Source organism: Novacetimonas hansenii JCM 7643 (assembly GCF_000964405.1).
GTDB lineage: Bacteria > Pseudomonadota > Alphaproteobacteria > Acetobacterales > Acetobacteraceae > Novacetimonas > Novacetimonas hansenii.
This window is the reverse complement of record NZ_BANE01000412.1, coordinates 1-6335: the sequence shown is the minus strand read 5'-3', so window position 1 is coordinate 6335 and position 6335 is coordinate 1. Positions and strand designations below refer to the sequence as shown.

Genomic DNA, 6335 nt, shown 5'->3' with positions numbered 1-6335 from the left:
AGAAGACGCCGCCTTTTTCGATCAAAAGGCGGCACCCAAAAACTGTTCTTTTTTATCAATGACTTATTTTCAAACACTCTCTTATACGCAAAGGTCCTGGGGGCAGGTGCCTTCAACACGCAGCCCGGATACCGCCTTTTGACAAAGGCGGTATCTGCAAGCTTTTATCCTGCCTGCTCAATCCTCGAACGGGTCACGCATCAGGATTGTGTCGTCACGTTCCGGGCTGGTGGACAGCAAGGTGACGGGCGCTTCCACCAGTTCCTCGATCCTGCGGACATACTTGATCGCCTGCGCGGGCAGGTCTGCCCATGAACGCGCACCATGCGTGGTGCCTTCCCAGCCTTCCATCGTCTCGAACACCGGACGGATACGCGACTGCGCGCCCGGGGCGGACGGGAAATGCGTGGTTTTCACACCATCGAGTTCATAGCCAACACAGATGCTGATTTCCTTAAGGCCATCAAGCACGTCGAGCTTCGTCAATGCCAGCCCGTTTACGCCGCCGACACGCACGGCACGGCGCACCAGCACGGCATCGAACCAGCCGCAACGGCGGGGACGACCGGTCACGGTACCGAATTCATGTCCGCGCTGACCCAGCGTACGGCCCATTTCATCATGCAGTTCGCTCGGGAACGGTCCCTCGCCCACACGGGTGGTATAGGCCTTGGCAATCCCCAGCACGAAACCGATGCTCGTCGGGCTGACGCCGCTGCCGGTGCCTGCATTGGCCGCAACGGTGTTGGAACTGGTGACATATGGATAGGTGCCGTGGTCAACATCAAGCATGACCGCCTGCGCGCCTTCAAACAGGATACGCGACCCGGCACGGCGGCTGTCGTCAAGCAGATCCCACACGGGGGCCATGAACGGCAGCACGCGCGGCGCGATACCGGTCAGGAACGCCATCAGCTCTTCCTTGGTAAAGGTCGCAGCCCCCAGCCCACGCAGCAGCGTGTTATGATGCAGCAGCAGTTCGTCAAGCTTCCAGTCCAGGGTTTCCGGCTCCGCCAGGTCACACAGACGGATTGCGCGACGTGCCACCTTGTCCTCATATGCGGGGCCGATGCCACGGCCGGTGGTGCCGATCTTACGCTCACCGCGCGCGGCCTCACGCGCACGGTCAAGCGCACCATGCACCGGCAGGATCAGAGGCGCATTTTCCGCGATCTTCAGCGTATCAGGCGTGACCTTCAGGCCCTGCGCCGTAACGCGGTCGATTTCCTTGAGCAATGCTTCGGGATCGACGACGACACCATTGCCGATCACGCCGGTCTTGCCACGCACCAGCCCGGAGGGCAGCAGCGACAGTTTGTAGGTCTGATCCCCCACCACCAGCGTATGCCCGGCATTATGGCCACCCTGGAACCGCACGACAATGTCCGCGCGACTGGCGAGCCAGTCAACGATCTTTCCCTTGCCCTCGTCACCCCACTGGGTGCCGATAACGGTGACGTTGGACATGTACTGCTCCTCGCTCTGCTTCTCTGACGATCCGGATGCGCATCGTCAGGCGCGACCGGAAGGAAATCCATTAATGATGAAAGAAAAAACTCAGCCCGGCTGATCCGTGACCTGCACCGGCTCCAGCTTTCCACCAACCGCGACAAAGGCGCAGCCAAGCCGGTATGCCTCCGCCGCCGGATCGGCGATATCCCCCAGGGCCGCAACCGTTGCATATCCCTGCGCACGCAATGCCTGCGCCACCCGTGGGTCCATCCCCCACGGCACGAACACCCGCATGCGCCGCGCACGCGGGGGGGCGACACGCAGGATCACATCAGGACGCAGCGTCAGGCCGCAGGCGGGTTCATCGTCATTCGAACGATAACGCCCGCCCCGACCAAGCTCTTCCTGCCGCCCCAGCGCATAAACACTGACACAGACGCCGGTGTGATACTGCCAACCGCGGAATTCCACCGGATCAACCGTCAGCCGCACGCCCGGCACCCGGTTTTCTATTGCCGCGACCGTGGCCGCAAGGCGGTCGCTCTGCGCCCGCGCGGCAGGCGGCAGATCGACACGCGCCAGAACATCCAGCGCGCGATGCGCCGGTCCCGCCGCATGCAGCAATTCCGTCAGCACCGGCGCCAGCGCACCACCATGACGCGCCACGGCGGCGGCATCCTTGCGGTCCAGCGCGCGCAACAGGGCGGAACGGGCGGCGGGGCCAAAGGACTCCGTCGCCAGCAGCGTGGTCGTCAGCGGCGGCATCGTCAGGTCAAAGGAGACATGCGGCACACCGAGCACCTGCAACGCCTCTGCGCCCAGCGCCACAATTTCCGCATCCGCCACAGGCGTATCGGGACCAATGAGTTCGATCCCCGCCTGCAGGATCTGGCGATCCGTCTCCCGCGCGGGGCTGCCCATCATCACGCACGCCCCGGCATAGGACAGGCGCAGGGGCCGTTCCTCATGCGCAAGGCGGGTCGCCGCGATGCGCGCGATCTGTGGTGTCATGTCGGGACGCAACGCCATCATGCGCCGCGTATCGGGGTCCATCAGGCGAAATGTCTGTTCTGCGACCGCCGCCCCTGATCCCGTCAGCAACGTTTCCTCGAATTCAAGCAGCGGCGGCGACACCCGGTCATACCCATGGGTGGAAAAAACCCGCATCAGGGCTTCAAGCCCGATGGCCTCCGCCTCTGCGGCGGGGGGCAGCACATCGACGAATCCGGAAGGCAGCAGCGCGGGATTGAGGGGCGGGTCATCCGTCATGGTTCGGGCCTATATTCTTGGCGTGCGCGCATCAGGCGACAGGACGTGGCGGCCAAGCGCCACACAGGACAGCACCACACAAGCGAGACGTCACACACAGGCAACGTCACACAGGGGGCAAAAGGATCAGATATAGGTCGCGCGGACCTGTGCATGCGCCCAGTCAAGCCACGGCACAACAGCGGCAAGGTCTGATGCCTCCACCGTCGCCCCACCCCACAGACGCAGGCCCGGCGGTGCATCGCGATAACTGCCGACATCCATCGCAACACCCTCGGCCGCCAGCAGGGCGACAATTTCACGCGCCGCCTTCGTCTGCGTTTCATGATCGAGGGCCGTAAACCACGGGGCGACGATACGCAGGCAGATGGCCGTGCTGGAGCGATGGCGCGGCGACGCGGCAAGGAAGGACGCCCAGTCGCTGCGTGCCTCCCATTGCGCAATCACCGCAAGGTTGGCGCGGCTGCGCGCGATCAGCCCCGTCAGGCCACCCACCTGCTCTGCCCAGCGCAACCCGTCGAGCGCATCTTCGACACACAGCATGGAGGGTGTATTGATCGTATCGCCGTGGAAAATGCCTTCGATAAGGCCATTCCTGTTCGTCAGGCGGAAAATCTTGGGCAGCGGGCGCGGCGCGGGCTGCGATACGAGGCGTTCGACCGCACGTGGCGACAGGGCAAGCATCCCGTGCGCGGCTTCGCCCCCCAGCACCTTCTGCCATGACCATGTCACGACATCGAGCTTGTCCCACGGCAGGTCCATCGCAAACGCGGCGGATGTCGCATCACAGATCACCAGCCCCCCGCGATCGGCGGGAATGGCGTCGCCATCCGCAAAACGCGCCCCCGATGTGGTGCCATTCCATGTAAGCACCACGTCGCGCGACCAGTCCACATCCGCAAGGTCAGGTACCTCGCCATACCCGGCGCGCAGGACGCGGGCATCAGGAAGCTGGAGCTGGGCTATGATATCATTGGCCCATGTGGCCGAAAAACTTTCGAACGCAAGCACATCGACCGGGCGCGTACCCAACAACGACCATAACACCATTTCCACGGCGCCCGTATCGGACGCCGGCACGATCCCCAGACGCCAGTCGGCCGGCATGCCAAGGATGTCGCGGGAACGGGTGATGACCTCATCCAGACGCGCCCGCCCCTCTTTTGAACGATGCGAACGCCCCACCAGCGCCGAGGACAGCGCCGCCACGGACCATCCCGGCCGCTTGGCGCAGGGGCCGGAAGAAAAGCACGGATTGCGGGGCCGTGCCGACGGCTTTTCGATCTGGATTTCGGGCAAGGAGAACATCGTCCTGTTCGCAACACGGGCAAAAGGGACGGCACATCACGACATGATGCGCCAACTGGTACGAGAGGGGGGATTCGAACCCCCATGCCTTGCGGCGGTCGATTTTGAGTCGACTACGTCTACCGTTCCGTCACTCTCGCATGCAGGCCTGCTTAACAGTACAACAGGGCCGGTGGCAATTCATCGCACACCACAGCGGGCCGCGTTGCGCACATATCACATCCCGGACGGACTCTCCAGCCCCAGCATCAGGGCAATATTCTGGATCGCGGCACCGGACGCCCCCTTGCCCAGATTGTCCAGCCGCGCCGTCAGCACTGCCTGGCGCTGCTCCTCATTCACATGCACGCGCAGCTCCATCCGGTCGGTCCCTGCCAGAGTGTCGGCACACAGGCTGGTGCAGGCGTCGGGCACGCTGATACGGTCGGAACCGCGATAATGCGCCACCAGCGCCGCATGCAGGTCCGCCCCCCGCACGCCATGCCCCAGCAGGTCAAGGTGCAGTGGGATCGACACAATCATGCCCTGCGCGAAATGCCCGACCGACGGCACGAATACCGGCACGCGCGACAGGCCGGAATAAATCTGCGCCTCCGGCAGGTGCTTGTGCTGCAATGACAGGCCATAAAGTTCGAAGGCCGGGCCGCCATCGCGCTCATGCGCCTCGATCATCGTGCGCCCGCCACCGCTATAGCCACTGACCGCATTGACGGTGACGGGATAATCCGCAGGCACCAGCCCCGCCGCAACCAGCGGATGCAGCAGGCCGATGATACCGGTGGGATAACAGCCCGGATTGGCGACGTGTGTGGCCGTGCGGATCGCCTGCGCCTGTTGCGCCTGCATTTCGGGAAAGCCATAGACCCAGCCCGGTGCGGTGCGAAACGCCGTGCTGGCGTCCAGCACGCGTGGCGCGCGATGGCCTGCCGTGACAAGCCCGTCCACCATCGCCACCGCGTCACGCGCTGCCGCATCCGGCAGGCACAGCACCACCAGGTCAACCGCCGACATCATGTCCCGTCGGGCGTCAGGGTCCTTGCGTCGCGCCGCGTCAATGGAGCGCACATCCACCGGCAACGCCTCAAGCCGGGCGCGGATTCCCAGACCTGTCGTGCCTGCTTCCCCGTCAATGAATACCGATGGCCGTGCGTACGTGTTCATGATCCCTGTTTCCCGGCAAGATCCGTCCGACATTGCGTGGACTGGCGGACTATACAATCATCACCCGCCGCCGCAACCACAACAGGAGCCCCCGATGCCTGACACCCCTATGCCCGCCGCCACCGCCGACGAGGCCCCAGATGTCGAGGCCACAGACGCGCAACGGGCGCTTGGCCGGCTGCTGCACATCATGGCGCGCCTGCGCGACCCGGTGACGGGGTGCCCGTGGGACCGGGAACAGGATTTCGCGACCATCGCCCCCTATGCGATCGAGGAAGCCTATGAAGTGGCCGATACCATCGCGCGGCAGGACTGGGACGGGTTGCCTGACGAACTTGGCGACCTGCTGTTGCAGGTTGTCTATCATGCACAGATGGGGGCAGAGGCCGGGCGATTCGATTTCGCCACCGTCGCACGCATGATTGGCGACAAGATGGTACGCCGCCATCCACATGTCTTTGGCGATGCGACACTGGCGCAGGGCCAGTGGGAGGACGGCAAGGAACGCGAACGCGCCGCACGCGCACGGCGGGGCACACTTGATGACGTGCCGGTCGGCCTGCCCGCCCTGCTGCGCGCGCGCAAGCTGTCGGCACGCGCGGCACGTGTCGGCTTTGACTGGGACAATGTGGCGGGCGTCATGGGCAAGGTGGACGAGGAAGTGGCCGAACTGAAGGCCGAACTCGAGAGCGGGGACAAGGCGCGGATACAGGATGAACTGGGCGATGTGCTGTTCACGCTCGCCACACTGGCGCGCAGGCTTGACCTCGATCCCGAAGCCTGCCTGCGCCATGCCAACGCCAAATTCACCCGGCGCTTTACTGAAATGGAACACGACCTCGCACACCGTGGGCTGGCGCTGCGTGATGTGGATGTCAGCGTGATGGAAGAAGGGTGGCAGGTGGTCAAACGCCGCGAACGTGGGGAGACATGATCCAAGCGCGCGAAAGGAAAAGACGGCCCTGACGCGACATGCAGCCCCCTCCCCGGATCTTCGCCCGTTATTTCAAATGGCAAGTTTTTTTTTCGGAGCCGCCCGTAAAGCCTTAAGAGACTGTTTGACAACAAGCCGTTGATAAAAAAGAAAAGTTTTTGGGTGCTGCCTTTTTCCAAAAAGGCGGCGTCTTCTGAAGCTTTTTAGAAAA

Annotated in this window: 5 protein-coding genes and 1 tRNA gene; 1 reads left to right on the top strand and 5 read right to left on the bottom strand. The window is 63.7% G+C overall.

Annotated elements, in window-relative coordinates; all coding sequences use genetic code 11:
* Window positions 1-177: 177 nt before the first annotated feature.
* The 5 genes from B7G66_RS16855 to argC all read right to left on the bottom strand — a co-directional run bounded on the left by B7G66_RS16855 (window position 178) and on the right by argC (window position 5190).
* A complete protein-coding gene (locus tag B7G66_RS16855) occupies window positions 178-1467 on the bottom strand; it encodes an adenylosuccinate synthase (RefSeq protein ID WP_003617967.1) in 1290 nt (429 codons plus the stop codon).
* Window positions 1468-1557: 90 nt separating this feature from the next.
* Window positions 1558-2721 (bottom strand): ATP phosphoribosyltransferase regulatory subunit, encoded by a 1164-nt coding sequence (locus B7G66_RS16850; RefSeq protein ID WP_003617966.1) that lies wholly within the window; start codon window positions 2719-2721, stop codon window positions 1558-1560.
* Window positions 2722-2847: 126 nt separating this feature from the next.
* A complete protein-coding gene (locus B7G66_RS16845; protein WP_003617965.1) occupies window positions 2848-4029 on the bottom strand; it encodes a phosphoserine transaminase in 1182 nt (393 codons plus the stop codon).
* Window positions 4030-4085: 56 nt separating this feature from the next.
* Window positions 4086-4169: transfer RNA gene (locus B7G66_RS16840), tRNA-Leu, on the bottom strand.
* Window positions 4170-4245: 76 nt separating this feature from the next.
* A complete protein-coding gene (gene argC / locus B7G66_RS16835) occupies window positions 4246-5190 on the bottom strand; it encodes an N-acetyl-gamma-glutamyl-phosphate reductase (protein ID WP_003617964.1) in 945 nt (314 codons plus the stop codon).
* Between the two features lie 94 nt (window positions 5191-5284).
* Here argC and mazG point away from each other — a divergent pair, with 94 nt between their 5' ends.
* A complete protein-coding gene (mazG, locus tag B7G66_RS16830; protein WP_371861388.1) occupies window positions 5285-6124 on the top strand; it encodes a nucleoside triphosphate pyrophosphohydrolase in 840 nt (279 codons plus the stop codon).
* Window positions 6125-6335: the final 211 nt, after the last annotated feature.

Coding starts and splice junctions, on each gene's coding strand:
- B7G66_RS16855 (WP_003617967.1), bottom strand. CDS start 1,467: ATGTCCAACGTCACCGTTATCGGCACCCAGTGGGGTGACGAGGGCAAG.
- B7G66_RS16850 (WP_003617966.1), bottom strand. CDS start 2,721: ATGACGGATGACCCGCCCCTCAATCCCGCGCTGCTGCCTTCCGGATTC.
- B7G66_RS16845 (WP_003617965.1), bottom strand. CDS start 4,029: ATGTTCTCCTTGCCCGAAATCCAGATCGAAAAGCCGTCGGCACGGCCC.
- argC (WP_003617964.1), bottom strand. CDS start 5,190: ATGAACACGTACGCACGGCCATCGGTATTCATTGACGGGGAAGCAGGC.
- mazG (WP_371861388.1), top strand. CDS start 5,285: ATGCCTGACACCCCTATGCCCGCCGCCACCGCCGACGAGGCCCCAGAT.